The organism is Litoreibacter sp. (assembly GCF_039974535.1).
Lineage (GTDB): Bacteria > Pseudomonadota > Alphaproteobacteria > Rhodobacterales > Rhodobacteraceae > Litoreibacter.
The window spans coordinates 32207-58960 of sequence record NZ_JBDWIU010000013.1; the positions used below are offsets into that span (position 1 = coordinate 32207).

24 protein-coding genes are annotated in these 26754 nt (G+C 54.8%); 11 read left to right on the forward strand and 13 right to left on the reverse strand.

What is annotated here, in order from left to right:
• Window positions 1-13: 13 nt before the first annotated feature.
• Window positions 14-922: a LysR substrate-binding domain-containing protein gene (locus tag ABJN86_RS15460; RefSeq protein ID WP_348363852.1), complete on the reverse strand. Its 909-nt coding sequence runs from the start codon at window positions 920-922 to the stop codon at window positions 14-16.
• Between the two features lie 113 nt (window positions 923-1035).
• Here ABJN86_RS15460 and ABJN86_RS15465 point away from each other — a divergent pair, with 113 nt between their 5' ends.
• The 6 genes from ABJN86_RS15465 to ABJN86_RS15490 all read left to right on the forward strand — a co-directional run bounded on the left by ABJN86_RS15465 (window position 1036) and on the right by ABJN86_RS15490 (window position 7336).
• A complete protein-coding gene (locus tag ABJN86_RS15465) occupies window positions 1036-2097 on the forward strand; it encodes a dipeptidase (protein ID WP_348363854.1) in 1062 nt (353 codons plus the stop codon).
• Window positions 2098-2148: 51 nt separating this feature from the next.
• On the forward strand, window positions 2149-3744 hold the full coding sequence (locus ABJN86_RS15470; protein WP_348363855.1) for an ABC transporter substrate-binding protein: 1596 nt from the start codon (window positions 2149-2151) through the stop codon (window positions 3742-3744).
• 87 nt (window positions 3745-3831) lie between these two features.
• Complete coding sequence (locus ABJN86_RS15475; RefSeq protein WP_348364017.1) at window positions 3832-4818, forward strand: ABC transporter permease; 987 nt, start codon at window positions 3832-3834, stop codon at window positions 4816-4818.
• A gap of 12 nt (window positions 4819-4830) precedes the next feature.
• On the forward strand, window positions 4831-5742 hold the full coding sequence (locus ABJN86_RS15480) for an ABC transporter permease (RefSeq protein ID WP_348363857.1): 912 nt from the start codon (window positions 4831-4833) through the stop codon (window positions 5740-5742).
• On the forward strand, window positions 5742-6599 hold the full coding sequence (locus ABJN86_RS15485) for an ABC transporter ATP-binding protein (protein ID WP_348363858.1): 858 nt from the start codon (window positions 5742-5744) through the stop codon (window positions 6597-6599). The genes ABJN86_RS15480 and ABJN86_RS15485 overlap by 1 nt, the downstream gene beginning before the upstream one ends.
• Complete coding sequence (locus tag ABJN86_RS15490) at window positions 6596-7336, forward strand: ABC transporter ATP-binding protein (protein ID WP_348363859.1); 741 nt, start codon at window positions 6596-6598, stop codon at window positions 7334-7336. Before ABJN86_RS15485 ends, ABJN86_RS15490 begins: the two co-directional genes overlap by 4 nt.
• A gap of 8 nt (window positions 7337-7344) precedes the next feature.
• Here ABJN86_RS15490 and ABJN86_RS15495 read toward each other — a convergent pair whose 3' ends face one another.
• The 8 genes from ABJN86_RS15495 to ugpC form a co-directional block, all read right to left on the reverse strand.
• Window positions 7345-8307 (reverse strand): sugar kinase, encoded by a 963-nt coding sequence (locus ABJN86_RS15495; RefSeq protein WP_348363860.1) that lies wholly within the window; start codon window positions 8305-8307, stop codon window positions 7345-7347.
• A gap of 21 nt (window positions 8308-8328) precedes the next feature.
• Window positions 8329-8640, reverse strand: coding sequence for a cupin domain-containing protein (locus tag ABJN86_RS15500; RefSeq protein WP_348363861.1), 312 nt, complete (start codon window positions 8638-8640; stop codon window positions 8329-8331).
• Window positions 8641-8769: 129 nt separating this feature from the next.
• Complete coding sequence (locus ABJN86_RS15505; protein WP_348363863.1) at window positions 8770-9513, reverse strand: 3-oxoacyl-ACP reductase family protein; 744 nt, start codon at window positions 9511-9513, stop codon at window positions 8770-8772.
• Between the two features lie 32 nt (window positions 9514-9545).
• On the reverse strand, window positions 9546-11873 hold the full coding sequence (locus ABJN86_RS15510) for a DUF4962 domain-containing protein (RefSeq protein ID WP_348363864.1): 2328 nt from the start codon (window positions 11871-11873) through the stop codon (window positions 9546-9548).
• An 87-nt stretch (window positions 11874-11960) separates the two neighbouring features.
• On the reverse strand, window positions 11961-13502 hold the full coding sequence (locus ABJN86_RS15515; protein ID WP_348363865.1) for an extracellular solute-binding protein: 1542 nt from the start codon (window positions 13500-13502) through the stop codon (window positions 11961-11963).
• Window positions 13503-13548: 46 nt separating this feature from the next.
• The gene (locus tag ABJN86_RS15520; RefSeq protein WP_348363867.1) at window positions 13549-14430 is read right to left on the reverse strand and encodes a carbohydrate ABC transporter permease; all 882 of its coding nucleotides are present in this window, start codon (window positions 14428-14430) and stop codon (window positions 13549-13551) included.
• Window positions 14431-14441: 11 nt separating this feature from the next.
• Window positions 14442-15389 (reverse strand): ABC transporter permease subunit, encoded by a 948-nt coding sequence (locus ABJN86_RS15525; protein ID WP_348363869.1) that lies wholly within the window; start codon window positions 15387-15389, stop codon window positions 14442-14444.
• Complete coding sequence (ugpC, locus tag ABJN86_RS15530; protein WP_348363871.1) at window positions 15386-16489, reverse strand: sn-glycerol-3-phosphate ABC transporter ATP-binding protein UgpC; 1104 nt, start codon at window positions 16487-16489, stop codon at window positions 15386-15388. Before ugpC ends, ABJN86_RS15525 begins: the two co-directional genes overlap by 4 nt.
• Before the next feature lie 194 nt (window positions 16490-16683).
• Between ugpC and ABJN86_RS15535 the strand changes: the two genes are divergently transcribed.
• The 5 genes from ABJN86_RS15535 to uxuA all read left to right on the forward strand — a co-directional run bounded on the left by ABJN86_RS15535 (window position 16684) and on the right by uxuA (window position 22005).
• Entirely contained in the window at window positions 16684-17934 is a 1251-nt protein-coding gene (locus ABJN86_RS15535; RefSeq protein WP_348363872.1) for an enolase C-terminal domain-like protein, read from the forward strand.
• A 2-nt stretch (window positions 17935-17936) separates the two neighbouring features.
• Window positions 17937-18611 (forward strand): GntR family transcriptional regulator, encoded by a 675-nt coding sequence (locus ABJN86_RS15540; RefSeq protein ID WP_348363873.1) that lies wholly within the window; start codon window positions 17937-17939, stop codon window positions 18609-18611.
• 9 nt (window positions 18612-18620) lie between these two features.
• On the forward strand, window positions 18621-19988 hold the full coding sequence (locus tag ABJN86_RS15545) for an MATE family efflux transporter (RefSeq protein WP_348363875.1): 1368 nt from the start codon (window positions 18621-18623) through the stop codon (window positions 19986-19988).
• A 50-nt stretch (window positions 19989-20038) separates the two neighbouring features.
• Window positions 20039-20593, forward strand: a complete 555-nt coding sequence (locus ABJN86_RS15550) for a hypothetical protein (protein ID WP_348363877.1) — start codon at window positions 20039-20041, stop codon at window positions 20591-20593.
• A 206-nt stretch (window positions 20594-20799) separates the two neighbouring features.
• Complete coding sequence (gene uxuA / locus ABJN86_RS15555) at window positions 20800-22005, forward strand: mannonate dehydratase (protein ID WP_348363878.1); 1206 nt, start codon at window positions 20800-20802, stop codon at window positions 22003-22005.
• Window positions 22006-22065: 60 nt separating this feature from the next.
• Here uxuA and ABJN86_RS15560 read toward each other — a convergent pair whose 3' ends face one another.
• Genes ABJN86_RS15560 through gmd form a run of 4 tightly spaced genes read right to left on the reverse strand, consistent with a single transcriptional unit; the run spans window position 22066 to window position 26724 of the window.
• Window positions 22066-23514: a mannose-1-phosphate guanylyltransferase/mannose-6-phosphate isomerase gene (locus tag ABJN86_RS15560; protein ID WP_348363880.1), complete on the reverse strand. Its 1449-nt coding sequence runs from the start codon at window positions 23512-23514 to the stop codon at window positions 22066-22068.
• Window positions 23514-24686, reverse strand: coding sequence for a DegT/DnrJ/EryC1/StrS family aminotransferase (locus tag ABJN86_RS15565; RefSeq protein ID WP_348363882.1), 1173 nt, complete (start codon window positions 24684-24686; stop codon window positions 23514-23516). Before ABJN86_RS15565 ends, ABJN86_RS15560 begins: the two co-directional genes overlap by 1 nt.
• Window positions 24686-25618 carry a GDP-L-fucose synthase gene (locus ABJN86_RS15570; protein ID WP_348363884.1) on the reverse strand — a complete coding sequence of 311 codons (933 nt, stop codon included), beginning with the start codon at window positions 25616-25618 and terminating at the stop codon, window positions 24686-24688. Before ABJN86_RS15570 ends, ABJN86_RS15565 begins: the two co-directional genes overlap by 1 nt.
• Window positions 25615-26724: a GDP-mannose 4,6-dehydratase gene (gene gmd, locus ABJN86_RS15575; protein ID WP_348363886.1), complete on the reverse strand. Its 1110-nt coding sequence runs from the start codon at window positions 26722-26724 to the stop codon at window positions 25615-25617. The genes ABJN86_RS15570 and gmd overlap by 4 nt, the downstream gene beginning before the upstream one ends.
• Window positions 26725-26754 lie beyond the last annotated feature (30 nt).

Consider the following 26754-nt stretch of genomic DNA (forward strand, 5'->3'; position numbering starts at 1 on the left):
CGATCAAAGGGGCTTAAGCCTTCTGGGAATACTCATCCGTAGGTGTGTGCAGTTTCAGGTGGCGAATGAAGGAACGCGCCACACGCGATATTGGCCTGTGATCAGGGGTGACGAAGTAGCTACGATAGGCGATCTGTGATGCGAAGGGTCTGAACACCATCTCATGTGAACGGTATTGCACAATCGGGAAAGGGTTTACGATTGTTAGCCCCAATCCTTCTTTCGCAAGGTCGACCGCCGCGATGGACGTGGACACTTCCGCGACAATCTTTGGCGTGCTTCGGAAGCTGTGCAGAACCTGTTCCAACTGGGCGCGTCGTGCATGGCGGTGGGAGATCGCGACAAGCGCTTGCTCGTGTAAATCTTCCGGATGGATCGTTTCCTTATTAGCCAAAGGGTGATCGGCAGCCATGGCGCAGATGGCGCTGGAGGTTCGAAACAAGGATAACTTGACCCCATCCCGCGAAATCTCGACGCCGGTGAAACCAAGGTCGAAGCGCTCTTCGAGAACTTCGCGAATGACATCCTCGGAGGAGGTGACCTCTAGGCTGATACGGAACTCGGGATTGGTCTTTAGGAAGGTGGCGATGTGGTGGACAAGAAAACGGTGCGCGTAGGTTGGGGGAGCGACGATGCGTAGGGTCTCAGGCTCTGCTTCTTGCGGCCCATCAATGCGGTCCAAAGCTGTGAATAGAGGATCAAGTCGCTTATTTAACCGAACGGCTTCTTCCGTCGGGCGCAGCCGACCACCTTCGCGCTCAAACAGCATTCGTCCGGTCCGTTCTTCCAAACTGGCGATAGAGCGGCTGATGGCCGATTGAGAAAGCCCTAGCCTCACGGCCGCTTGCGACGTTGTTCCGCTTTCCATCAAGGCTCTTAGGGCCTGATACTCCGGCAAGCTATGCCATGTTCTTGCAACCATTTGATCCTCTGCAAAAGCCTCATAGGGGTATGATCTATTATCATGTTAATAGGTGTGGTCTATGAGAAATAGTCGAATAAGGTGGATGCATCGATCTTGGGGGTAGACAAACGATGGGTGCAACAGCATCGCCATTGATTTTTGATGGTCACAACGATGTCCTTTTGAAGTTATTTCGCGCGGGTGGGAAATCTGCTGCCGAAAGTTTCATGACAGGCCGCGATGGAGCCATCGACCTTCCAGCGGCCACTGCCGGCGGATTTGGTGGTGGGTTCTTCGCGGTGTATGTTCCGTCCCCCGTTGATCTCGAATTCAAATTTGAGGAAATGACTAAGCCTGCGTATGACTTGCCATTGCCTGATCTGATTGCTTGGGAGGATGCCTTTCCAATTGTGATGTCCCAAGCAGCTATATTGTTTGATCTCGAGCGTCGCGGCGCATTGAAGGTTTGCACGACGGCGGCAGAACTGCGCAGTACTTTGGGCAGCGGGAAACTGGCCGCGATTTTTCACATCGAAGGTGCCGAGGGGATCGACGCTGACCTGAACGCACTCGAGGTTTTGTACCAAGCTGGCTTGCGTTCTATCGGGCCGGTTTGGAGCCGGTCCACGATTTTCGGTCATGGTGTTCCTTTTCGATATCCAAGTGACCCAGATATTGGGACGGGCCTGACGGATCACGGTGTGCGGCTCGTCAAACGCTGCGATGAGTTGGGAATAATGGTGGACTTATCGCATCTCAATGAAGCAGGTTTTTGGGATGTGGCGCGCCATTCGTCAAAGCCTTTGGTTGCGACCCATTCCAATGTTCATGCGATCTGTCCACACAGCCGGAACCTAACGGACAAGCAGTTGGCGGCAATTCGCGAAAGCGACGGGATGGTTGGGCTAAACTTCGCAGTCGCATTCTTGCGCGACGACGGGCGTATGCTGGCGGAGGTTCCACTAGAGCAGATGCTGAGACATTTGGATCATCTGATCGAGCATTTAGGCGAAGACCGAGTGGGCTTCGGATCGGATTATGACGGGGCGATTGTACCACAAGAGCTTACCTCTTGTGCAGGGCTGCCCAAATTGAGGCACGCGATGACAAAGCATGGCTACAACGACGCGTTGATGACCAAACTTTGTCACGAGAACTGGCTGCGCGTGCTTGAAAAAACTTGGGGAACTTAACCCCGATGGCCGGAAATTTTTTTGTGTAACGGAACAGGAGAGGTTCTAGATATGAATGCTTTTAACAAACTGATGACAAGTGCGGCGATTGGCTTAGCTGTTGGTGTGGCGTCCTTAGCAGCTTTTGCCGAGACGCCCGCCAACATGCTGGTTATTGCTCACCGCATTGATGACGTAACAACGATTGATCCAGCCGAGAGCTTTGAATTTGCGGGCTCCGACATCAGCCGCAACGTCTATGGCCGTTTGGTTAATCTTGACCCGAATGATTTGGCTGCGGGTTACAAACCCGATCTGGCAGAAAGCTGGGAAGTGTCCGAAGATGGGAAGACGATTACCTTTACCATGCGCGAAGGTGTGAAGTTCCATTCTGGCAATCCTGTCACGGCGGAAGACGCGGCGTTCTCGTTGCAACGCGCGGTGATCTTGAACAAGACACCTGCGTTTATTTTGACCCAGTTCGGCTTCACGGCAGAAAACGCGGCCGAGACAATTAAGGCCGACGGCAACAAGCTGACGATCACCACAGACAAAAAATACGCCACCTCCTTCGTGTTAAACTGCCTGACGGCCACCATTGGCGGCATCGTGGATAAGGCCACCGTCATGGCCAATGAAGTCGACGGCGACATGGGCAACACGTGGTTGAAAACCAATTCCGCAGGATCTGGCCCCTACAAGTTGGACGGCTGGAAGCCCAATGAAAGCGTTACGATGTCGTCTAACCCCGACTATTACGGCGGGGCACCGGCAATGGAGCGCGTGATCGTGCGTCACGTCTTGGAAAGTGCCTCGCAACGCTTGTTGCTGGAACGCGGTGACATCGACATTGCACGCAACCTCAACCCCGAAGACATCGCGGGTGCAACGGGCGCAGTTGGTGTGAAGGTTGTGGACGAGTTGAAGGGTCGTTTGATGTATCTGGCGCTGAACCAGAAGCATCCTGTACTGTCCAAGCCCGAGGTGCGTCAGGCGTTTAAATATCTGATCGACTACGAGGGCATGAAAAACAGCTTTCTGAATGGCCAATACACCATTCACCAGAATTTCCTTCCCGCCACCTACCTTGGCGCGTCGGATGAAAGCCCGTTCTCTTACAATATCGAGAAAGCCAAGGAGCTACTGGCTGCGGCAGGCGTAGAAGGCCTAGAGGTTGAGATCGGCGTTCGCGAAGCGCAAGAGCGCATTGAGATCGGTCAATCATTCCAAAACGCGGCTGCGCAAGCTGGCATCAAGGTAAACATCACCGTGGGCACCGCGAAGCAAATCCTTGCCCGCTACCGTGCGCGGGAACTGGATGTGTATTTGGGCGCATGGGGGCCAGACTACCCTGATCCGCAAACCAACGCTGGTACATTTGCCTACAACCCCGACAACTCTGACGAGGCGAACGCGACAGGTTTGCTGGCTTGGCGTACTGGTTGGGATGCTGGCGGCTTGACCGAAAAGGTCGAAGCGGCGGTAACCGAAGGTGACCGTGAGAAGCGGGTTCAGATGTATTTGGACATCCAAGAGAAGTTCCGCGAAACCTCGCCGTTCGTAGTGATGTTCCAACAGATCGAGCAATCTGCCCTACGTGACAACGTCACCAACTGGTCTACCGGACAGGCTGTTACGTCTGCCGCATACTGGCAGGTTACGAAATAAATGGCCCTCGCTGAGGACAACAACTTGGGGCGCCCTGACGGGGCGCCTCTAGCTTACCGGCTGTGGACGTTCTTACGGGCCACGCTGATGACACTTGGCTCCATCGCGGTGACGCTTTTGGGGCTATTGTTCATTACATTCATCATTGGTCGGGTCATGCCGATTGACCCTGTTCTAGCCATTGTGGGCGAACGGGCGTCGCAATCGACCTATGACGCCGTGTACCTTCAGTTGGGCCTTGATAAACCGCTATTGGTGCAATTTTTGTATTACCTATGGGACGTGCTGCATCTCGATTTCGGCACCTCCCTATTGAACGCGCGGCCTGTGTCCGAAGACATTGCGCGCGTCTTTCCCGCAACGTTGGAACTCGCCACGATTGGTATCATCATCGGGGTTGTTTTGGGCGTGCCTTTAGGGGTGTTGGCCGCAGTGCGAAAGGGGTCGTGGATAGACCAAATTGCACGAGTGTTGGCGCTGGTTGGGTACTCCATGCCGATCTTCTGGCTGGGCCTTATGGGCCTGCTGGTGTTCTACGGCATCCTAGGATGGGTTGGCGGTCCGGGTCGTGTTGGGATTTTCTATGTGGACGTCGTGCCAAGTGTCACGGGTTTGATCTTGGTAGATGCATTGCTGGATGGCAATTGGGACGTCTTTAAAGATGCCTTTAGCCACATTGTTTTGCCCGCCTCCCTGCTTGGCTATTACTCGCTGGCATACGTCAGCCGCATGACGCGATCCTTTATGTTGGAACAGCTAAGCGCTGAGTATGTCACCACAGCTCGCGTCAAAGGCATGTCGGAGTGGGATGTTGTGTGGAAGCACGCGTTCAAGAATATCCGTGTGCAGTTAATCACAGTAATCGCCTTAAGTTACGCAGGGCTTTTGGAGGGCTCGGTTCTGACCGAGATCATCTTCAGTTGGCCAGGTATCGGCAGCTACATAACCACCGCATTGCTTAGTGCGGATATGAATGCGGTCTTGGGCGGCACGGTGGTTGTCGGGCTGATCTTTATCCTGCTCAATATCTTCTCGGACTTGCTTTACAAAGTCTTTGACCCCCGTGCGAAATAGAGGGGCTGAATAATGTCCGAGACACAAAGCTTACGCGAATGGCTCTTGACCGAGACGCCTACGTCGCGCCGTCACGCAAAAATTTCTGCCGTGTATCAGGGGTGGCTTTCCTTCCGCTCAAACACGATGGCGATGATTGGTTTAGGAATTCTGGTACTGCTAGTGGTGGTGGCAGCGGCCGCACCAGTGTTGGCCCCACATGACCCCTTCGTCCAAGATCTTGGCAATCGCTTGGCGCCATTGTGGTCGGACGGTCATGTGTTTGGCACCGACAGCCTTGGGCGCGATATCCTTTCGAGGTTGATCTACGGGGCGCGCATCACGCTTTATATCGTGGCGTTAGTAGCACTGATTGCTCCGGTTGCAGGCCTCTTGGTGGGCACAGTATCTGGCTACGTGGGCGGTTGGACGGATACCGTGTTAATGCGCATCACCGACATCTTCCTTGCATTCCCTCGCTTGGTTTTGGCGCTGGCGTTCGTCGCGGCACTTGGCGCTGGGATCGAGAATGCGGTTCTTGCTATCTCCCTCACGGCATGGCCGCCTTACGCGCGTATCGCACGGGCGGAGACGTTGACGATCCGCTCCTCGGATTTCATCAGTGCGATCAAGTTGCAAGGTGCAGGGCCATTGCGCATCATTACCAAGCACATCTGGCCGTTGTGCATTTCGTCGCTGATCGTGCGGGTGACGCTTGATATGGCGGGGATCATTTTGGCCGCGGCTGGCTTGGGTTTCCTAGGCCTTGGCGCGCAACCGCCCAGCCCCGAATGGGGAGCGATGATCTCTGAGGGTCGCCGCTTTATTTTGGATCATTGGTGGGTAGCCACGGTGCCCGGGTTGGCGATCTTTACGGTGTCATTAGCGTTCAACCTGCTTGGTGACGGGTTGCGCGATGTTCTTGATCCGAAGGCAGGTGAATGATGGAAAAGCTTCTGGACATTGAGAACCTGTGGGTTCGGTTCCCGTCGCGCAATGGTGTGTTTGATGCGGTGCGTGGGGTGTCGTTCACCCTCGGGCGCGAGCGGTTGGGAATTGTAGGCGAAAGCGGCTCCGGCAAGTCCATGACAGGCCGCGCGATCCTGCGCTTGATCCGATCACCTGGCATCGTTGAGGCTGATCACATTAATCTCGAGGGACAAGACCTTCTGCAGCTACCTGAGAAGAAGATGCGCGAAGTGCGTGGGCAACGAATTAGTATGGTGATGCAAGACCCGAAGTTCTCATTGAACCCTGTGATGACCATCGGTGACCAGATTATCGAGGCATATCGGCTGCATAATTCCGTCTCCAAGGCCGACGCCTATGCGAAGTCGCTTGAGATGCTGGAGGCGGTCTCCATTCGTAACCCTGAACGCGTTATGCGTGCCTACCCACATGAGATGTCGGGGGGGATGGGGCAGCGCATTATGATTGCGATGATGTTGATCCCGAACCCAGAGATATTGATCGCGGATGAGCCGACCTCAGCCTTGGATGTGTCGGTTCAGCGTCAGGTCTTGGACATCATGGATAAGCTAGTAAAAGATCGTGGTATGGGGCTGATATTCATCAGCCACGACCTTAATCTAGTGGCAGATTTCTGTGACCGCGTATTGATTATGTATGCCGGCCGAATTGTTGAAGTGTGTGACGCGGATAAGCTGCATGAGGCGACACATCCATATACGCGTGGGCTATTGAACTCGCTCCCGCGCCTTGACCCGCCACGAGACCGCCTCGACGTGCTAAAGCGCGATCCCGAGTGGTCCGAAGCTGAAAGTGTAAGCGGCCGGATATGAATAAGTTAAACGTCCATGATCTAAACGTTTGGTTTGGTAAACACCGCGACCGCGTGGATGCGGTTAAGGGCGCCAGCTTCGACGTCGCGCAAGGTGAAAGCTTCGGCTTGGTTGGCGAAAGCGGTTCGGGAAAGTCGACGATTTTGCGAGCGATCACGGGGCTTGCGCCTGATTGGTCCGGCGCGATGGCCTTAGATGGAAATCCGATTCCAAAGGCCCGCCCAAAGGCCTTTTTCAAAACTGTACAAATGGTTTTCCAAGACCCCTACGCGTCGCTGCATCCACGGCATTCGGTGGATCAAGTTTTAGGCGAGACGCTGCATCTGCATGGCTTCAAAGACATTGACGCACGGGTGGTTAAATTGCTCGATGATGTGGGTTTGGGACAGAAGTTCCGATTCCGCTATCCGCACCAATTGTCAGGGGGCCAGCGCCAACGGGTAGCGATTGCGCGGGCCTTGGCACCGGAGCCCGAGTTGTTGTTATTGGACGAGCCCACATCGGCCCTAGATGTTTCAGTGCAGGCCGAGATATTGAATCTGCTATCCGACCTCAGGCGCGACCGTGGATTGACCTATCTGATGGTGTCACACGACCTTTCAGTGGTCGGTCACATGTGCGATCGCTTGGCGGTAATGAAGGACGGTGAGATCGTGGAAATTCTTGACGTTGCATCTTTGCGAGCCATGAAATCCACGCATCCCTACTCCAAGCAGCTCTTGGAGGCGTCTTTATAGACTGTTGTCTATGACGTGATCTTGGACAAATCCAAGGGCACCAATGCACCTTTGCGTCCGATAACCTGCCCAGCTACTTTCGAGGCAGAGCGGATCAAGTTTTCCATCGATGTCGCCGTGTCCAACCCAGCGAAGAAGCCTGCATTGAAGCTGTCACCGGCGGAAGTCGTGTCGATGATGGACCCGACCTTAGGTGGGTCAATGTGGTGGCTGAAGCCTTCGTGTAAGTAGTGTACAGCGCCTGCACCATTCTTGATCACAACGGTTTTCGCACCTGCATTCAGGTAGCGCGTGCCCGTAGCTTCGATATCTGCGTCGCCAAAGAAGTCGGCTTCGTCATCGTAGGACGGCAGGATGATGTCGCTGACAGCGGCGGCTTTCATCACGGTAGAGGTCATCTCGTCGGTGCTTGCCCATAGGCGTGGACGCAGGTTGGAATCGAACGCGATGCGTTTGCCGTTAGCTCGGGCCTCGCTTAAGGCCTCGAGCAGCGTTTGGCGGCCTTGAGCATCTAGTATCGCAAGGCTGATACCTGAGAAGTAGATCAGGTCAGCGCCTTGCATTGCGCGGGACAAGGTTTCGGCATCTTGGGCCAGCTTGCGGGCCGCAGATTGATCGCGCCAGTACGAGAAGCTGCGCTCTCCATTCTTTAGCGAGATCAGATACAGGCCGACAGAACGCACCGGATCTTGCGCGATGAAATCGGTGTCGACACCAGCGTCGGTCATCATATCCAGCATGGACTGAGACACGGCGTCGGTGCCCACGCGGGTGAAATATCCAGTCTTCACGTCAGGGCGCAGGGTACGCATGTACCAAGACGTATTGAACGTGTCGCCGGCGAAACCCATGCGGAAATCGCCGGCCTTATCGATTGGGGCCATCTCGACCATACATTCGCCGATGGACAGAAAACTGTTGAGTTGACCGAGGATCGGTTGCGTAAGCTGGAGTTGGTTTGATGACGTCATGTTATGTGATCTGTATTCTTATTAGAGAAAGTCGTCGCGGCGCGGGGTGAAGCAATCCATCAATTTTCCGGGCTCGAGGCAGACGCAGCCGTGTACCGCGTTCGAGGGAATGACGAAGCTGTCGCCGGGGCCTACTTCAAAAGTGTCGTCGCCAACTGTGAAGCGGAAGCGGCCCTTCTCGACATAGGTCGACTGGATGTGGGGGTGGTTATGGAGCGCGCCTTCTGCACCGACTTCGCTAAAGCGAAAGGCCACAACCATCATGTCTGGGTGGTCAGCTAGCACTTGGCGTGTGACGTTTTCGCCGGAGACTACGATAGGGTGAGTGGTCATGGTTTTTTGGTCCAGTATTGGTGCAATTCAAGCGGAAGTTGGCCTCTGGTCGGGTAAAGGCCATGAGATGGTAATGCTCCAAGATCATTTCTGCGACCTCGGAGCATCGCCTTGATTTAGGTCCGGCGGTTAGCTGAACAGCATGCCGCCATTGATGTCGACATTGGTACCGGTGATGAACGCGCTGTCATCGCTGGCCAAGAAGACCACCAAATTGGCGATATCGACCGAAGCTCCTTGGCGTTTCAGCGGAGCCGCGTTCTCGACGATTGTGCGAACTTCCGGCTTGGTGAAGATGTTGTGGAAGTCGGTGTCGATCATGCCGGGGCAGATTGCATTCACGCGGATGTTTGGACCCAGTTCTTTAGCGAGGCCACGTGTCATGGTCATAACTGCACCTTTGGACGCGGCGTATGCCACGGAGCCAGGCCCGCCGCCATCACGGCCAGCTTGGCTGGCCAAGTTTACGATCGCGCCGGATGTCATGTGCTCAAGGCAGGCTTTGGTCATCAGGAACGTGCTGGTCAGGTTCAGATCCATGACCGTGTTCCAGTGCTCCAAGGTCATCTCGGCCAAGGTTTTACGAGCAACCAGACCGCCAGTGTTGTTGACGAGAATGTCGACGCTGCCGAAGTCGGCTTTTGCTTTGCCAACCAACGCGTCAACACCTTCTTGGGTGTTCAGGTCACCTTGAAGTGCGAAGGCTTTGCCGCCTGCCGCAGTGATCTCGGCCACGGCGCTGTCCGCGCCTTCGCTGCTGGAGAAGTAGTTGATGGCGACACTTGCGCCTTCTTCTGCCAGACGGATAGCACATGCACGCCCAATGTCTCGGCCGCCACCGGTGACGATGGCTGTTTTGCCTGCAAGTTTCATAAGTAGTCCTTCCTTAGGGCATCTCGCTGACCTTATGAGCCAACGTCGAAAGTTTTGGGGACAACGACCTTAAAGCTGCGGTCGGCATCATCCGTAAAGTAAAGATCGCAGTCATAGCCTTGATCATCGAGAAAGCTGAAAATCCGGCGAGGGGCAGACAGCGAATAGGGCACCAGCAACGTTGCAATCCGGTGACGGATCGCTTTGGGGAACGTTGCCTTTAGACAAGTGCTAACAGGGAGCCCTTCGATCTCTGATGGGTCCACATCGGCAAAGCCAGTTTCTTGACTGATAACTGGTATACCAGCTTCTGACCATAGGAATTGACCATAAAATCCGGCTTTTTCCCCAGTATATCGGAAAGTTGTATCCCCAAGCGCCATCGGGGCGTTCGCGTGAAGCAGCCAATCGATCTCTACCGGCTCGCTCGCATCGATGTTGTCCACCAGTACAAAGTACTGATTGTTAACAAAATACACATCGCGTGTGACTGATGTGACCTCGGGCGAGAGTGTCTGGTAGGCGTTGGTTGCATCACCTTGAATGAAGATGTGGTCGCCACGATCCTCAGCCTCGGTGATTTGCCCAGTGGATTGCATGGCAATGGTTTTGTCTTTGCCTGCGTACTGGCCCTTGCCGTTGATCAATATCCCGTTCTTGGACACGGTTTGCCGGCGCCACTTCTGGTGCATCGTGCTGTTGAACGCGACGTAATGACCGGACTGGATCGCCAAGTCCTCGCCAAAACCCGCAAGACAGATCGCATTTTGGTCGCCGTGGCTGTGGCTGATAGAGCCAAAAGGCGATGACTTCATCACGAATTGGATGTGATTGTCGGGGTCTTGCATCCGGTGTTGGATTGCAACCCATCCAATGCCCTTGAACCAGCGGAGTTGATCGTCATCCGCTGGCGGAACGGCTTCGATAATTGGGAAGTCTGTGCGGTAGGCCAGTTCGTCGAAATTGAAGTCCCACCAGCCCCAGTTGTAGAACATGTCTTCGGTTCCGGGGTTCGTACGCTTGATTTCGTCGTAGTACCATTGGTACGCGCCGTTGCCTGTGACGCCGGCAAATTGGCGTAGGTTGTAACCGACTTTTACCGCAGGCAGGTCGCCCATCGTGCTGTCGTCGCCGAAGGTCGCACGGCGCGTGTCTGGGGACTTTGTGTAAAGCGGGAAGTCGCCAGTGCGCTGGAAGAACGGGCGATCATAAAGGTTGATGCCAGTGTAGCCCTTCAGCAGGTTTGCCGCGTCGATCAGATAGGCCATGCCGGTCATCCAATAGTGCGGTCCCTCGGCCCAACCGCCGTCTGTGTCGCCCCACGGGGAGTAGACGGTGAACAGGAATTCGATGGAATAATTCAACCAACCTTCAGCTTCTGGCGCATCGTCCAGTAGGGCAATGGAGGCGGGGATCAACACGGCGGACACCGCGCGAACAGCGTGGCTGTCGAAGGGGAACAGGTGGATGTTGGCGTGCTTGATAATGTGGTCGGCTGTCTCCTTGGTACGTGCCAAAAGGGCGGTGCGCACAAGGTCACGTTCGCTTTCATCCATCTGGTCGTAGAGCCAGTCATAGCCCCAAGCCAAGGCAAGGTTCACGCGGAACGCCCATTCGTCGGTGTAGCTGCGCGATGTGGTGCCCGCAGGGTTCCAAGACGCGGCACTCAGCAACCATTCTTTTGCGCGCGCAAGCATCTCGGCGTCTTGGGTGACCTGACCGCCAACGGCCAAGTGACGGATGGCATACATCAGCTCTTGGCAATCGATGTAGGTTTGGCGCCAGATCGGGGCCGTGCGTTGGTGGTTCGGGTAACCCGCAGGCTCCGGCATGATGTCGCGGTCCATCCAAGGCAGGACAGACTTCTCGAAGAAGGTAGACCACGTGCAATGATCCGCATCTTTCGCGACGTCCTTGCGGAAGTTGTCTAACCGATCAGGGGTCAGCCACATGCGCGGATGTTGAAGGGTGGCGTTGTCAAAGCGGGTGGCGCGACCGGGTAACGGGGTTTCGGGGAGGCCTTGGGCAACGGTGAAGGTGCGGTCCTCGCTCCAGTTGCTCGTGGGAGCGCCGGTTGTTGGATCGCAAACCGCATAAGACCAGTAATAGTCGCCTGCTGGCAGGATCTGATCAGGGGTGAAGAAATTCAGCGAGATATGCGTAAAACTGATGGTGCCTTTGGCGGGGTAGGCTTTGTCCGTTGATAGACGCAGGGCGTATTGGGCCTCGTCTTCGATCACGGGCAGCCAGCTGAAGCGCGGCGGGTTTTCGGATACGGCAGCGTTGTCCGCGGGGCCGTATTGGATCGTTAAACGTCCAGTCTTTGGCTCATCAAGCATAGGTAGTTTCGGGCTGGACATCAGGTGTCTTTCAATTCGATTTTTTAAAGGGAAAGGAAGGTGGATGGGGCCCATCATTTAGGCCCCATCCTTGAAGTCGTAGCGACCTTAGCCGCCGTATTGGCGCTCATAGGCGGATTGCATTGCTGCAATCACGTCGGAGTAGCCCATCTTGTCCAATGTCGCGAGGTAGTCGTCCCAATCGGCTTCGATGTCACCGTTGCCCAGAACCCATGCTTGTTGACGTTCAAGCATATAAGTTTGGATGGAGCTCCAGTTTTTGTCGAATACGCCTTGTTCTTCTTCGTTGAACGCGACGCCCAAGAATTGGTCGATCAGGTAATCGCCTGCGTCATACAACTCGATCCCTTTCAAGGCACTCGGGTTGGTCCATTGAACTTCGTACTTGAAGTCTTGGAAGTAGCCGCGTTGAACTTGGCTGCCGACTTGGTAAAGCGAGCTGTTGATCGGACCCTGAGCCTTGAACTCATCGGTGAAGATTGCTTCACCGTCGACCACGTCGTACTGCTCGCCTTCGATGCCGAAGTTGGCCAAGCGGCGGCCTTCTTCAGTGAAGTAGAAGTCGAAGTATTTAATTGTGGTCACTGGGTCGGGATTGGTGTGCGAAATTGCCCAACCGTCCGGCTTCACTGGAATACGGCGGTGCTCAGCAATGCGCTTGCCGGAAACAGAAGCTGGGGGCGCAATCACGGCCAAAGAGAAGCCGTCAATTTTGTCCTTCAACGATTGGTTGTAGCCAGAAGTTGATGCGAACCAGTCGTGGGTCATGCCGCCAAGGTTTTCCGACAACAAGAATTCACGGGCCGAAGAGCCGCGCGTGAAGACTTCGGCGTCGATCAGGCCCTCGTCGTACCACTTGGCAATGTTTTTGATGCCTTCGCGGTAACCTTCACCTGCGTAACCGTGTTGGATCTTCCCGTCCGCGACATGGAAGTCATGATAAGTGTCTGACCCAGAGGAACGACCATCCCAAAGTGTTACAAGGCGCAGCAACTCTGGCCATTGGCGCGCAAAGAAGGGAACTTCGTCTTTCTTTCCGTTGCCGTTTGGATCTTGGTTCCGGAATGCCGTCAGAACTTCGTACAGCTCATCTACATTCTCAGGTGTTTTCAAGCCCAGCTTGTCCAACCAGTCCTGACGCATCCAATAGGCGCGACCGTATTTACCATCTGGCAGGTACGGGATGTAGTAGAGGTTGCCGTCAAAGGAAGACACGGCGGCCTGCTTTTCGGGGTACTTCTCAAAGAAGGCTTTGATGTTTGGCGCGTGCTCGTCGATCAGGTCATTCAAGGGCACAAACGCGCCTTGTGGCCCGTATTCGTTGACCATGTTCTTGATCTTATCACCACCAACAATGTGTGGGATATCGCCGGAAGCCAGCATCAGGTTATGCGCTTCCGCCGAGCTTGGTGTGTTCGTGCCAAATGTTGCGCCTGTCAAGGAAACGCCAGTCAGCTTGCGGGCGGCTTGCTCAACGGGCCAATTTGAATCGTAGTGGTAGCGCTTGTTGTGCAGGTGAACCGTAAATTCGATGGGCTCATCCGTGATTTGCAAGTGACCGTCTGCGAGCGCAGGCACAGTCATTGAGGTCGTCAGCAATGCCGCCGCCGTCAGAGTAGTTATACGCATATTGTTTCCTCCCATTATGCTTGTTGATTTAATAGTCTCGTGACGATCATTCCTTCACCCCACCAAGCATGATGCCCTTGTTGAAGTACTTCTGAATGAACGGGTAAAAGATAAGTACGGGGATGATTGAGCAAACCATGATGGCCGCCGTCACCGTTTCAAATGAGTATGTCGCTTCGATAAGTGATGCGCCGAACTCCTCATCGTCTTGTAGCTCCGCGATCACCTGACGCAGGTAAACCTGCAACGGGATTTTGTCCTCGTCACGAAGCAAGACCATCGCCCAGAAGAAGCCGTTCCAACGGGCCACCATGCAAAACAAGGTGATCGTCGCAATGGCTGGTTTGGACAGCGGAACGAAGACTTTCCACAGAACTTGGAACTCGTTCGCGCCATCCATACGGGCGGCTTCCTCAAAGGACGAAGGGATCGCCTCGAAAAAGTTGCGCAACAAGATGATGTTAAAGGCGTTACAAGCGAAGGCAATGATCAGGCCAAAGTAGCTGTCCATCAAGCCAAGGTCGCGCATGTTCAAGAAGAACGGGATGAGGCCAGCGTTGAACCACATCGTAAACGCGACCATCAGGTTCCAGAACCGGCGACCGTATAGTTGCGGGCGCGACAAGGCATAGGCGCCCGGGATGATGATCAGCAAGCTGACGAATGTCCCACCGAAGGTGTAGATGAACGTGTTGCGGTAAGAGGTCCAGAACAGGGGCTCCGCCAGGACGCGCTCATAGGCGGCAAGGGTGAACCCGATTGGCTTGTAGACCACCGTACCCGCTGATGCCGCACTGCCCGAACTGAAGGACACGGCCGCAATATAGATGAACGGGTACAGCGTGGAGATGGTGAACAAGAAGATCAAAAACATGTTGATCCAAACGAAAATCTTGTCGCTGCGAGAGTACAAATTCATGTTTGTCATGGCTCAGTCCCCTACCACAAAGATGTGCGCGAATAGCGCTTGGAAATGGTGTTGGCAGTCATCACCAGTACGAAGGCAACGACGGCGTTGAATAGGCCAGCAGCGGCGGCTAGGTCATACTGCGCTCCTTGCAAACCTTGGCGGTAGATCAGGGTGTTGATCACGTCGCCAGTCTCGTAGGTCGAGGGCTGGTAGAGCAGGATGATTAGCTCAAAGCCGACTTCCAGCAGATTGCCGATACGGATGATCAACATGATGATGATGGTCGGCAGGATGGAGGGAAGGGTGATCTTCCACATCATTTGCCAACGCGAGGCTCCGTCTACCACCGCGGATTCGTAGAGCGATGGGCTGACCCCAGCTATCGCCGCCAAGAACACGATGGACGAGAAGCCCGCCTCTTGCCAAATGCCCGACCCGATGAAGATGGGTCTGAACCATTCCGGCTTGATCAAGAAGTAGATCGGCTCAAAGCCCAGCCACTGGATGAATGTGTTCACGATACCAGCGGATGGCGAGAATGCCGTCATCACGATACCCGCGATGATCACTGTAGAGATGAAGTGTGGTAGGTAAACGATGGTTTGAGCGGTTTTCTTGAAGAGTTGATGCGTTATTTCGTTGAACATCAGCGCCAAAATGATCGGCATGGGGAACCCAAAGCATAGGCTCAGGAAGCTGATTATTATGGTGTTTTTGATGGCGCGTAGGAACTGATCGCTGCCAAACAGCGTGTGGAAATGTTCCAAACCAACCCAAGGGCTGTTAGCAACGCCGCGGAAAATCGAATAGTCCTTAAACGCGATTTGTAGGCCGTACATCGGCTTATACAAAAATACGATAAACCAGATGATCGTGGGCAGCAGCATTACATAGAGTTGCCACTCGTTTCGCAGATGCTCGGTTATCCGTGCAACCTTGCTCGGAGCGTCACCGGTTATGTCACGTGGGGCGCTCATGCGACACGCGTTTGGCCGGATAAGGCCACCCCAGTATCTGCATCAAAGACTTTGATCAGGTCGGGTTTCACGGTGAAGCCGTTTACCGCATCCAGATCAGCCATGCGGCCCAAAGTGTCAGTGCGAATGACAAACGGATCACCGCCAAGCGACATGTGTAGTAAGGCCTCGGAGCCTAGCGTTTCCACCAAGTCCAACTCGCATGAAACGCTGCCGTCCTCCGGTTGCGTAACCACATCGGCGTATTCTGGGCGAATGCCAACGATGACTTCGCGGCCCTCTGCATTTTGAAGGCCTGCCAATGCCGGCAGTTTCAACTTTTGCCCCTTGAAGGAGGCCACGGGGGAGGTGTCGCCGCCCGTGATGACGGCTTTGACTTGGTTCATGGGTGGCGCGCCAAGGAAGCCCGCAACGAAAGAGTTGGCAGGGTTCAAGAACAGCTCCATCGGGGTGCCGACTTGTTCGATCCGGCCATCGTTCATAACAACAATGCGGTCGGCCAAGGTCATTGCCTCAACTTGGTCGTGGGTCACATAGATGCTGGTCACACCTAGGCGCTTGTGCAGGCGTTTGATTTCGGCGCGCATTTGGGTGCGCAGCTTTGCGTCAAGGTTGGACAGCGGTTCGTCGAATAAGAAAACCTTGGGGCGACGCACAATTGCGCGCCCCATGGCGACGCGTTGGCGTTGGCCGCCAGACAGATCAGCAGGGCGGCGCTCTAGATAGTCTTCCAACCCGAGGATGCCAGCGACTTCTTTGACGGCAGCATCAATGTCGGCCTTGCTCTCTTTGCGAATGCGCAACCCGAAGGCCATGTTGTCAGCGACATTTAGGTGGGGGTAGAGGGCGTAGTTCTGAAAGACCATCGCCACGTCGCGGTCTTTCGGCGAGACGCGGTTCATGACGCGCTCGTCGATGGTTAACTCTCCGCCAGAGATCTCTTCTAGACCTGCTATCATACGTAAGGTTGTGGACTTGCCACAACCAGATGGGCCGACGAGAACAACAAATTCCTTCTCGTTCACTTCTAGGTCTATGCCGTGCACAACTTGCACGGCGCCATACGCCTTAATGATTCCGTTTAATTGAACCCCTGACATAGCCCCTCCCTGGGATGCGTAGTAATGGAAAAGTCTGATTTAAAATCAAACTCTTTTGCAAAATTCTTGTGCGGGGCGACTCACTCCTCACCCCGAGCTTTCATCTGGTATACTAGTAAATTAATTGGTATACTAGTGCAAAATTTATCTATATGTATAAGATAGTTGTCTTGATATGATTGCGGGGTAATTTTGTGAAAATTGTAGAAGTAGTGATTACGCCTATCGCGGTTCCTGATGTGCCGTTGGCGAACACGAAAGGTGTTCACCCATCGGTTTTCTTGCGCGCTGTTATCGAGGTTAAGACTGACAATGGCTTGGTTGGTCTGGGCGAGGCATACGGGGCCGTGAGGACGCTGACTGGCCTACAAGCCGCTGCGCTCATGCTTGCAGGCTTGGACCCATATGACCGCCGTGATCTGCGAAAGCGGGTTGAAGCGGCATTACCCAATAGCGGTGGTGTGAATGCCCCAACCGCTTTGGCCGACCACAAAGTCGTGGACGTGGTCTACAGCGCTTATGAAATTGCTTGCCTTGATCTAGTCGGGAAAGACGTGAACCGCCCGCTTTATGATCTGCTTGGTGGCGCGGCGCGCAAAACGATTCCCTTCGGTGGTTACCTTTTCTACAAATTTGAGAAACAAGACCTGACCTTCGGTCCCGACATCATGGGTGAGGTGATGACGCCAGATGCCCTTGTGGAGCAAGCGAAAGAGTTCCGCGCGAGATACGGGTTTCAGTCTTGGAAGTTGAAGGGGGGCGTGCTGCCTCCTGATCAAGAAGTTGAAACGATGCTGAAGCTGCGTGAAGCATTTCCTGATCACGGTTTGCGGATTGATCCAATGGGGGCTTGGACGGTTCCAACCGCTTTGAAGGTGGTTGAACAACTAGACGGGGTTTTGGAATATCTTGAAGACCCGTGCCGTGGCATGGACGCGATGGCGGAATTATCTGCGCAGATAGATATGCCACTGGCGACGAACTTGGTGGTTGTGGAGTTTGAGGAGGTCATCGAGGCGGTCAAGAAAAACGCCGTCCAGATCGTGTTGTCAGACCATCACTACTGGCGCGGTGCGACCGGTGCGATTCACTTGGGTGAGGTTTGCCGTGCGGCCAATCTTGGCGTCTCCATGCATTCCAACTCCCATCTGGGCATATCGCTTGCCGCTATGTGTCATGTTGCGGCCGCGACCCCAAACCTGACTTATGACTGTGACACGCATTATCCTTGGTCAACGAAAGAGATCATCAAGGGTGGGCGTCCGACGTTTGTTGATGGAACATTGCAGGTACCCAATGGGCCGGGGCTTGGAGTAGAGCTGGACCATGACGCGGTTGCCGAGTTACATGAGCTCTACAATTTGGCGATGGTGCAGGATCGTGACGATACTGACGAAATGCTGAAATATGTGCCAGATTACGTTCGGAAGGTTCCACGATGGTGACGATGAGCTACACCAAAAAGCGCCGTACGAGCGTGGATAAGATTTATGATCACCTCTACCATAAAATTACGATGCTTGAGCTTTTGCCCGGGGAGAGGATTTCCGAGGCTGAGATAGCGGCTCAGTTCGGTGTGTCACGCCAACCAGTGCGCGATGCGTTCAGTCGGCTTGAGGTGGTAAACCTGCTTTGGATCAGACCGCAGCGGGCAACCGAGGTGCGACGCTTCTCTATCCGAAAGATTGTCAAATCCCGTTTTGTGCGAGCTGCTGTTGAAAGCAAGGTGTTGCGGCAGGCGGCACTTGCTTGTGATACAAAAGGTGCCGCGGCGTTGGATGCCAGTTTGGAAAAGCAACGTGTTGTTGTTGCGGCAAGGAACCACGCGGCTTTTGGGCCGTTGGACTATGCGTTTCACGCAACCATCTGTAGCATCGGTAAGGCTGATTTTGCCTTTGACGTGATCTCTGCCGAGAAGGCCAATGTGGACAGGCTGTGTCGTTTAAGCCTGTCTAAAGAAAACCGATTGCCAGAGTTGTTAAGCGATCACGAAGCGATTGTTGATATGATCAAGCGCGGCGATGCGGAAGGGGCCGATAGGGTGGGGATGGAGCATCTTTCCCATTTGGACGCCACGATCGCCGCGGTCTCAGAATCCTATGCGAGATACTTTGAGCCGTGACCTGCCCCCATGTCTAGTTTGACAGATAACGCAGGTAGTCCCACAACCTCAGCCGTATTTAAGCTGGCTTGGCCGCTCACGCTGAAAGCCATCATGCTGCACGGTATCGTCGTGATCGATGCTTATTTGGTGTCGGCTTTGGGCGAGGAGGCTTTGGCGGCCATGGGCTTGGCTACGTCAATCGCGGGCCTGTTGATGGGCATCATCATGGCGTTCTCTACGGCGACGCAAATTCGGGTAGCGCAAGCCTTCGGTTCGGACGATCCGGTCGCGCTCAAAACCGGTTTGTACTGCGGCTTGCTTATCAACTTGGCGGCATGTTGCTTGGGGCTCCTACTTGTCTGGCTTGGCGCATCCCATGTCATCCACGCCTTCGCCCATACCCCCCAAATAGCGGAGCTGGCATTGAGCTACCTTCAGGTGTTTGCCGTTGTCATTTTGGTCGAGGCTATGGCGCAATGCCTCACAGGGCACTTCAATGGCTGTGGTGAGACGAAGATACCGTTCTATAGTTATCTGATCGCGGTTCCGGCTAATATCATCATGAGCATTGTCTTGATCTATGGTCTATACGGGTTCCCCGAATTGGGGCTTGTCGGGGCCGCTGTTGGCAGCGCCATGTCTTCCACATTGCGGCTGCTTTACTTGAGTGTGCGCCTGTACCGACGTGACAAGTTCTTCCTGAACGTCGAGGGGTGGCTACGCGGAACCTTGGCGTTCTCCACCAAAAGGCACCTGATCTTTGCGCTACCAATTGCGGGGACATTCATCAGCTCCACGCTCGCCAGCAGCGTGGCGATGCTGCTCTATGCCAAACTGAATGTGAACCAATTCGCAGCGATGACGTTGATCATGCCTTGGGTTATGGTCGCGGGCACGTTCGGCATCACATGGGCGCAGGCGACGGGCATTTTTGTGGCGCAACTTTTGGGACGAAAGTCAGAAAGCCACGTTTTGGATGAATTCTTAGGGCGGGCATGGCGCGCAGCATTCATCGCGGCGATTTTGGTCGCGACCACTTATGTACTGGTCTGCCTATCATCGACTTGGCTGTATGAGGGGTTGAAGGTCGAGACGACCACGACCCTATTAAGCTTCCTTCCCGTGTTGCTCTTTTTACCCTTCCCCAAGATCTCCAACGCGATTTGCGGCAACACCCTTCGGGCGGGCGGGGATACGCTTTACGTCATGTATATCTTCGTGGGCTCGCAGTGGTTATTCCGTCTGCCGTTGACCGCCTTCATGGTGCTGTATCTGGACCTATCCGCGATTTGGGTGTTCGCACTGGTATTGGGTGAAGAACTGGTGAAGTTTCCTGCCTTCCACCTGCGTTTGTTCAAGGGCGAATGGAAGCGCGGGATTGATGCGGGTGCGTGACGTGTCAATTCGGGGTTGAGACGAAGCCCGTAGCGTGTAGCCTTATACTAATGACATCTGACCTTTTTTCTTACTTTCCCTTACAACCAACCCGCGTGCATGAAGTGTGCGGGGCTGGGGCGTTTAGCTTTGCCGCGATTGCTGCGGGAGAAAGTAAGGGCGATGTCTTGTGGATTCGCCAAGCTTGGCGCGCGGAGGTATTAAACCCCGTTGGACTAAGTCCGTATCTCGATCCATCAAAACTGCTGATAGCGCAGGTTAAAGACCAGGCTGAAGGGCTTGCGGCGATGGAGGAAGCCTTGCGCGATGGCAGCCTGTCTTTGGTGGTGATTGAGCTGTCCGAGGTCCTTGGTCTGACTGCAGGGCGCCGTTTGCAGTTGGCGGCCAAAGCGGGGAAGACGACCGGTCTTTGCTGCATTGCGGATGGCTTGGGCAGCAACGCAGCCGAGACACGGTGGCAATGCTCGCCAGTTTTAGATGTGGACTGCTCGTCTCTGCAGCGCTGGGAACTTGTTAAGAACAAATCGGGAGCATTGAAGGCTTGGCATGTTCGATGGTGCACAGCGTCGCGCCGCCTGAATGTGGCTCCCTCGGTTACCGAGTGACGGGCCGTTCGTTCTTACATTCAAACAAAACAATGCAAGCCGGATCTATTGCTTGAACGCGGAGGCGTCCGCGTGATCAGTCAAAAAGACCGTTCCCAAGCCGGAACTTTCAATAAAGCGCGGATGCTTGCCCTTGCGTCTGGAATGCCTGTTCGAAACCTGTAAAAAAGGCTTCAAACAGGGCGCTCGCCCATGAGGAGGATCCTATGAAGCAGACGTGGCGATGGTTTGGCCCAAAAGATATCGTATCAATTGACGCCGTGGTGCAGGCTGGGGCCGAAGGGATCGTCTCCGCCTTGCACCATGTCTTGCCGGGTGTGGTTTGGACCCCAGCCGAGATCGAGCAACGCAAACTCGAGATCGCAACAATGCGCGACGGCTCTCCTTCGGGGTTGGATTGGTCGGTTGTGGAAAGCCTGCCCGTGTCCGAGGACATCAAAAAGCAGCAAGGCGATTGGCGTGCACATATCGACGCTTACCGCGAAAGCATGCGCAATCTGGCCGCCGCTGGGATCGAGGTGATCTGCTACAACTTCATGCCCGTGCTCGACTGGACGCGCACAGATTTGGCGTGGCGGCTGCCAAGTGGCGGGACATGCATGCGGTTCGACCTGATCGATTTTGCTGCCTTCGATTTGCACATATTGAAACGCGACGGTGCATCCGCAGACTATGACGCGGCCTTGCAAGAAGAGGCGGCGCAACGTTTCGCCGCTATGACCGACGAGCAGGCGCAGCAGTTGGCTGGCAATGTTGCGTTTGGCCTGCCGGGGGCCGCCGAGACGTTCACGCTGGACGATGTGAAGGCGCACTTGAATGAATACGCCGGAATGCAGGAAGAGACCCTGCGCCAGCACCTGATCGACTTCCTAAGTGAGGTGGCTCCTTTGGCGCAAGAGTTGGGGATGCGGCTGTGCTGTCATCCCGACGATCCGCCGTTCCCCTTGTTGGGGCTGCCAAGGGTCATGTCGACCGAGGCGCACTACAAGGCGATCATGGATGCAGTTGATATTCCCGCAAGTGGTATCACGTTGTGCTCCGGCTCTCTTGGGGCGCGCCCAGACAATGATCTGCCCGGGATGATGGCGCGTCTTGGGGATCGGGTGCACTTCCTACACTTGCGCAACGTCGCGCGCGAAACCGATAATATTCGCGGGTCGTTCTACGAGGCGGAGCACTTGGGCGGTGCCACGGATATGGTGGCCCTTCTGGAGGCCGCCGTGCAGGAGGAGGCCCGCCGCAAAGCGGCTGGTCGCGCGGATTGGTCCATCCCATTCCGGCCTGATCACGGGCAGGACATTCTGGATGACTTGGGCCGCCAAACTCAGCCCGGATATCCGGCGGTTGGGCGTTTGAAAGGTCTGGCGGAGCTGCGCGGGGTTATTGCCGCGTTGGAGCCACGTATATCTTAACAGCACTGATCCATTGATGCGGCTCTCGGGGCCGCATCAACAGGCTAATCGCCTTAGCCCTTAGCCCTTAGCCCCTTGGCCGCGGGCATAAATGTCCTCGTAGCGGACAATGTCGTCTTCCCCTAGATAGTTGCCCGTTTGCACTTCAATCAGCACCATTGGCTTATCGCTGGGGTTCTCCATGCGGTGAACGGCACCCAGCGGAATGTAGACGGACTGGTTTTCCTCAACCAGTTTCACCTCGTCGTCGATGGTCACCTTCGCTGTGCCTTCGACAACGATCCAATGTTCCGCGCGGTGCTTATGGCTTTGCAACGAAAGTGCAGCGCCTGGGTTCACCACGATGCGCTTCACCTGAAACCTAGTGCCGGTGCCCAAGCTCTCAAACCAGCCCCACGGCCGATAATCACGCGGCAGGGATTCTGCCTGCAGGGCATCTTGTTCCTTAAGCGCACTAACCGCCTTTTTGACATCTTGTGCGCGGTCTTTATGCGCGATGAGCACGGCGTCGGGCATCGCCACGGCGATGATGTCTTCCAACCCAATGCCGATGAGCGCTTGGCCATCGTCTTCCGCCCGCAGCAGTGTGTTTTTGCAATCTAGGGCCGTTGCGGGTCCATTGGTGACGATACCGTCGACATCTGGGCCACTTTCGCGCCAAACGGCGTCCCAGCCACCAAGGTCTGACCACGCGCCGCCGTAAGGGACAACGCTTAGGTTGCTGGCCTTCTCCATGACCGCATAGTCAATCGAGTCGTCTTCCAGTTTTTCCCATGCCTGCTCGTCCAGTCGGTAAAAGCCGATGTCTGTTTGCGCGGCTGATACCGCCGTCCGTACGTCGGCCAACATGGCTGAGGCATGGGCTTCAAAGGCTTTGATCAATGTCGTGGTGGAGAACAAGAATATCCCTGCGTTCCAAAGGTAGGTGCCGCTGTCGAACATCTGCTTGGCTGTTGCCGTGTCAGGCTTCTCAACAAAGGCTTTCAATGGTTGCGCATCCGGTGCGAAGTCGTCGCTTGGTGGTGTGCTCAACTCCAACCAGCCGTATCCAGTTTCTGCGCGGTCAGGGCGGATGCCGAATGTCACCAATTGCCCGTCATTTGCTGCAGGAATGGCGGCTTGTACGACAGCGCGAAAGCGGTCGGCGTCGGGAATGACATGATCGGAAGGTGCTACCAGCATCAACGCGCCGGGGGCTTGCGCCTCAAGCATCAAGGCACCTGCGAGGATGGCTGGTGCCGTGTTGCGTCCGAAAGGCTCAATGAGAATGGCGTCGGGGGTTAGGCCTACGTCTGTCAGCTGTTCTTTTACAACAAAACGAAAGTCAGAGCCTGTGACGATCATCGGGTCTGCAAAGCCATCTCCGGCCAGTCGCAAGGCCGAGGCTTGGAACAGGCTTTGGTCCCCCGTTAGCTGGGCGAATTGCTTAGGGTAGCTTTTGCGCGATAACGGCCAAAGCCGTGTTCCAGAGCCGCCGCACAGCAAAAGGGGATGCACATTTGAGGTCATTAAAACTTAACTTCTGAAAGGGCGTCAAAGGCCTCTGGCATTGGATAGTGATGATTGCCGATGAATAACCCGAATTGATCAATATGATTGGCGTTCTTCAGCTCGCCATGAACTTCGTAGTTGAAGTATTTGAGCACTTCATTTTTCGCGAAGTTGCCTGTGACAATAGGGCGGCACTCGAACCCGGCGTTGGTGAGCGCTGAAATTGCAGCCTTGCGTGTTAGGTCCACACCTTCTTTCACAACAAGGCTGAACCCAAACCAGCTGCTTTCGCCGACTTCCTTTTGTATCGAGAAGGCAGGGTGATCTTCCATTTTCTGCTGGAATAGAGCTGCGTTGGCGCGTCGCCCGGAAATCAAAGATGGCAGCTTTAGAAGCTGAGCTTGACCCAAGGCACCCGACATCTCCAGTGGTCGTAGGTTGTAGCCTGGCAGGACAAACTTGAAAGATTCCTCAAAAGGATCGTCGCTTTTGGTGCCGGTCAGGGTGTTTTCCTTCGGCAGATTGCGCGTCCAACCATGCGCCCGCAGGGATAGCATAATATGGTAGAGCGCTTCATCATCGGTCACGACCAACCCGCCCTCCATGGTGGAGATGTGGTGCGAGAAGAACGACGAATAGCTGCCCATCACCCCAAAGGTTCCGGCTTGCTTACCGTTTAGGGTGGCCCCCATGGATTCGCAGTTATCTTCGATCATAACAATGCCACGCCCAGCGACGATCTGCTCGATGCGGTCAAAGTCATTCGGATTCCCAAGAAGGTTCACCACCATTAGGGCGCGGGTTTTGTCAGTCACGGCATCGGCAAGGGCGTCTAGATCGTAGTTCAACGTGTCGGCGTCGATATCGACGAATTTCAACTTCAGGCCGTATTGTTGCAGCGGGAAGTAGGTCGTGCTCCATGAAACTGCGGGAACGATGATTTCGTCGCCCGCGTTGAGCTTCAAATCCGGATTTTCAGAAAAGCACAGTGCGGCGACCATCAGTAAGTTCGCCGAAGAGCCGGAATTGACCATGACGGAATACTTTGACCCGAAATGTGCCGCGAATTGGGTTTCGAACGTTGAGACCTCGTCCCCCATCGAGAACCGGTCAGATGCGATAACGCGCTGCAGCGCATCCTGCTCGTCTTGATCCCAAGATGAGGTCGCCAATGGGTAAGTAAAAGACATTAGACGTGGTTCTCCAAAAAGAATGCATAGGTTTGCGCGATGCCGTCCGCCAACGAAGTGGAGGCCTCCCAGCCCCAAGCATCCGCCTTCTCGGTCGAGCAGAGTTTTTGTTTCATGCCGACGGGTTTGGTCAGATCATGGGTGAATTCTCCGTCCCAGCCAAGAACTTCAGCAACTGTGCGGTAGTAATCGTTGATGGAATGATCATGCCCTAAGCCAGTGTTCATAAGATCGGGTAAGCTGTCTATATTGTCGGCCGCCTTCAAGATGGCTTGGGCAAGGTCAGCCGCATACATGAACTCGCGGCGCGCGGTGCCGTCGCCCCAAATCTCCGCCGTCTTTTCGCCCGAAGACTTGGCGTCATAAACCTTGCGAATAATTGCAGGCAGAAGGTGAGACTTTTCGGGATGAAAGTTATCATGAGGCCCATAAAGATTGCACGGGATCATGGTTTTATAATGTAAATCTGGGCGCTGGCTGCGGATGTACTGGCATAGGCGAAGGGCCGCGATTTTCGCGATGGCGTAGCCTTCATTGGTCGGTTCCAGCTCGCCCGTTAGAACCATTTCCTCGCGCAAGGGATTCTCGGCTGCGCGTGGGTAGATGCAGGTTGACCCAAGATTTAGAAACTCAGGGATGTTGGCGTTAAAGGCCGCCATGATCAGGTTGCGGCCTATCGCCAAGTTTTGGTCGAGAAAGGCAACGGGGTCGGCCATGTTGGCTTGAATGCCCCCGACCTTGCCTGCGGCGTGGATGATCAAATCTGGTTTTGTGTCCTGAATGTAGGTGGACACGTCTTTGGCCTGTGTCAGGTCCAAATCTTGGCTGCTGGGGTGATCTACCTGCAGGCCCTTTGCCGCTTCTAGAAGGTTTTGCCCAACCATTCCACGGCCGCCGGTTAGCAGAATGCGTTTGTCCGAAATCTGCTTCACGACAACGCTTGCCCGTTTTCATGTGCTTTAATAGCGACCATGCGGCGGGCTTCTCTTAGGTCTGCCTCAACCATCTCTGCGCACATTTCCTGCGTGGTGATTTCTGGGGTCCACCCCAGTTCACGCTTGGCTTTGGCAGGGTCGCCCAAGAGGGTTTCCACTTCCGCAGGGCGGAAGTAGCGCGGGTCGATACGCAAGACAGTGTCGCCGACGTTCAGGTGGGGGGCTTTATCACCCTCAATCGCTTCGACTACCGCGACCTCGTCAATGTCTTTGCCTTCAAATCGCAATGTGATGCCCAGTTGCTCTGCAGACCAGATGATGAATTGCCGAACCGAGTACTGTTTGCCAGTCGCTATGACGAAATCGTCCGGCGTATCTTGCTGCAGCATCATCCACTGCATGCGGACGTAGTCTTTGGCGTGGCCCCAATCGCGTAGGGCGTCGATGTTGCCCATGTACAAACAGTCCTCAAGACCTTGGGCGATATTCGCCAAACCGCGAGTGATTTTGCGGGTCACGAAGGTTTCGCCTCGGCGAGGGCTTTCGTGGTTAAACAGGATGCCGTTGCAGGCATACATGCCATAAGCTTCGCGGTAGTTCACGGTGATCCAATAGGCGTACATTTTCGCGACAGCATAGGGGCTGCGCGGATGGAACGGGGTCGTTTCCGTCTGCGGTGTTTCTTGAACTAGGCCATATAGCTCGGACGTAGAGGCCTGATAGAAACGGGTGGTTTTCTCCAGCCCCAAAAAGCGGATGGCTTCGAGGAGGCGCAATGTTCCCATCGCATCCACATCGGCGGTATATTCGGGGGCCTCAAAGCTGACGGCTACGTGGGATTGGGCCCCGAGGTTGTATACCTCATCAGGTTTCACCTCAGAGATGATCCGCGTCAGATTGGAGCTGTCCGCGAGATCGCCGTAATGCAGTTTGAACCGCGCATCATCAATGTGAGGGTCTTGGTAGATGTGGTCGACGCGTTGCGTGTTGAAGGATGATGCGCGGCGTTTGATACCGTGTACTTCATAGCCTTTTTCAAGCAAAAATTCGGCCAAATAAGAGCCATCTTGTCCAGTTACACCAGTAATTAACGCTTTTTTCACAATACTATTCCCGTTGCGTGCTGCAATGAG

Coding starts and splice junctions, on each gene's coding strand:
- ABJN86_RS15460 (WP_348363852.1), bottom strand. CDS start 922: ATGGTTGCAAGAACATGGCATAGCTTGCCGGAGTATCAGGCCCTAAGA.
- ABJN86_RS15465 (WP_348363854.1), top strand. CDS start 1,036: ATGGGTGCAACAGCATCGCCATTGATTTTTGATGGTCACAACGATGTC.
- ABJN86_RS15470 (WP_348363855.1), top strand. CDS start 2,149: ATGAATGCTTTTAACAAACTGATGACAAGTGCGGCGATTGGCTTAGCT.
- ABJN86_RS15475 (WP_348364017.1), top strand. CDS start 3,832: ATGACACTTGGCTCCATCGCGGTGACGCTTTTGGGGCTATTGTTCATT.
- ABJN86_RS15480 (WP_348363857.1), top strand. CDS start 4,831: ATGTCCGAGACACAAAGCTTACGCGAATGGCTCTTGACCGAGACGCCT.
- ABJN86_RS15485 (WP_348363858.1), top strand. CDS start 5,742: ATGGAAAAGCTTCTGGACATTGAGAACCTGTGGGTTCGGTTCCCGTCG.
- ABJN86_RS15490 (WP_348363859.1), top strand. CDS start 6,596: ATGAATAAGTTAAACGTCCATGATCTAAACGTTTGGTTTGGTAAACAC.
- ABJN86_RS15495 (WP_348363860.1), bottom strand. CDS start 8,307: ATGACGTCATCAAACCAACTCCAGCTTACGCAACCGATCCTCGGTCAA.
- ABJN86_RS15500 (WP_348363861.1), bottom strand. CDS start 8,640: ATGACCACTCACCCTATCGTAGTCTCCGGCGAAAACGTCACACGCCAA.
- ABJN86_RS15505 (WP_348363863.1), bottom strand. CDS start 9,513: ATGAAACTTGCAGGCAAAACAGCCATCGTCACCGGTGGCGGCCGAGAC.
- ABJN86_RS15510 (WP_348363864.1), bottom strand. CDS start 11,873: ATGTCCAGCCCGAAACTACCTATGCTTGATGAGCCAAAGACTGGACGT.
- ABJN86_RS15515 (WP_348363865.1), bottom strand. CDS start 13,502: ATGCGTATAACTACTCTGACGGCGGCGGCATTGCTGACGACCTCAATG.
- ABJN86_RS15520 (WP_348363867.1), bottom strand. CDS start 14,430: ATGACAAACATGAATTTGTACTCTCGCAGCGACAAGATTTTCGTTTGG.
- ABJN86_RS15525 (WP_348363869.1), bottom strand. CDS start 15,389: ATGAGCGCCCCACGTGACATAACCGGTGACGCTCCGAGCAAGGTTGCA.
- ugpC (WP_348363871.1), bottom strand. CDS start 16,489: ATGTCAGGGGTTCAATTAAACGGAATCATTAAGGCGTATGGCGCCGTG.
- ABJN86_RS15540 (WP_348363873.1), top strand. CDS start 17,937: ATGAGCTACACCAAAAAGCGCCGTACGAGCGTGGATAAGATTTATGAT.
- ABJN86_RS15545 (WP_348363875.1), top strand. CDS start 18,621: ATGTCTAGTTTGACAGATAACGCAGGTAGTCCCACAACCTCAGCCGTA.
- ABJN86_RS15550 (WP_348363877.1), top strand. CDS start 20,039: ATGACATCTGACCTTTTTTCTTACTTTCCCTTACAACCAACCCGCGTG.
- uxuA (WP_348363878.1), top strand. CDS start 20,800: ATGAAGCAGACGTGGCGATGGTTTGGCCCAAAAGATATCGTATCAATT.
- ABJN86_RS15560 (WP_348363880.1), bottom strand. CDS start 23,514: ATGACCTCAAATGTGCATCCCCTTTTGCTGTGCGGCGGCTCTGGAACA.
- ABJN86_RS15565 (WP_348363882.1), bottom strand. CDS start 24,686: ATGTCTTTTACTTACCCATTGGCGACCTCATCTTGGGATCAAGACGAG.